Source organism: Mycobacterium sp. TH-M106 (assembly GCF_057473765.1).
Genome location: NZ_JBYCLE010000526.1, coordinates 1 through 1,310 on the forward strand (window position 1 = coordinate 1; position 1,310 = coordinate 1,310).

Annotated in this window: 1 protein-coding gene; it reads right to left on the reverse strand. The window is 68.5% G+C overall.

Annotation, left to right across the window (positions count from 1 at the left end):
• A partial coding sequence (locus AC2VOP_RS18290; RefSeq protein ID WP_486962279.1) for an acetyl-CoA carboxylase biotin carboxylase subunit occupies nt 1-1,275 on the reverse strand: 1,275 nt, incomplete at its 3' end.
• Between the last annotated feature and the right edge of the window lie 35 nt (nt 1,276-1,310).

Sequence of the window (1,310 nt, forward strand, 5' to 3'; positions counted from 1 at the left end):
ACGCAGGAACTCGATGTTGGTCTGCACCCCGAGCACCGTCGTGGCGGTCAGGGCCGCGTCCAGCCGCGTCAGCGCCTGTGCCCGGTCGGTGCCGTGCGCGATCACCTTGGAAAGCATCGGGTCGTAGTCGCTGCCGACCACCGTGCCGGGTTGCAGCGAGGAGTCCACCCGCACTCCTGCGCCGGTGGGCTCGTGCACGGCGAGCACCCGACCGCCGGTGGGCAGGAAGCCTCGCGCCGGATCCTCGGCATAGACCCGGGCCTCGATGGCGTGCCCGGTCAGTGTGATGTCGTCCTGGGTGAACGGCAGCTTCTCTCCGACCGCTACCCGTAGCTGCCACTCCACCAGGTCCAGACCGGTGATCGCCTCGGTGACAGCGTGTTCCACCTGCAGTCGCGTGTTCATCTCCATGAAGAAGAACTCGTCCGGGCGATCGGCGGAGACGATAAACTCCACGGTGCCGGCGCTGACGTAGTCGACGCTGCGGGCGGTGTTGCAGGCGGCCGCGCCGATCCGGGCGCGGGTGGCCGGATCCAGCAGCGGCGACGGCGCCTCTTCGACGACCTTCTGATGGCGGCGTTGCAGGCTGCATTCGCGTTCACCAAGGTGTACCACGTTGCCCTGGGTATCGGCGAGCACCTGAACCTCGATATGGCGGGGCTGCAACAGGAATCGCTCGACAAACAGCGTGTCGTCGCCGAACGCCGATGCCGCTTCGCGTCGCGCGATGACCAGTTCCTGGAGCAGCAATGCCGGGTCGTGCACCAGATGCATGCCTTTGCCGCCGCCGCCGGCCGACGGCTTGATCAGCACCGGGTAGCCGATGTCGGCTGCGGCCGCCGCGAGCTCGTCGTCGGTCAAGCCGGGTCTGGTCACCCCCGGCACCACCGGCACGTCGAAGGACGAGGCGGTGTTCTTGGCGGTGATCTTGTCGCCCATCACCTCGATCGCCCGCGACGACGGGCCGACGAACACCACCCCGGATTGCTCGCAGGCTGCCGCGAATTCCGCGTTCTCGGAGAGAAACCCGTAACCCGGATGAATCGCCTGGGCTCCGGTGGCCACCGCGGCGTCGAGCACCTTGCGGATCGCCAGGTAGCTCTCCGCGGCGGGCGCCGGGCCAAGCCGCACCGCGGTGTCGGCTTCGCGCACATGCCGGGCGCCGGCGTCGGCGTCGCTGTAGACGGCCACCGACCTTATTCCCAGCCGGCGCAGGGTGCGGATCACCCGCACCGCGATCTCGCCGCGGTTGGCCACCAGCACGGTATCGAACATCTGGCTCACATCCGGAACACGCCGTAGGAAACCGG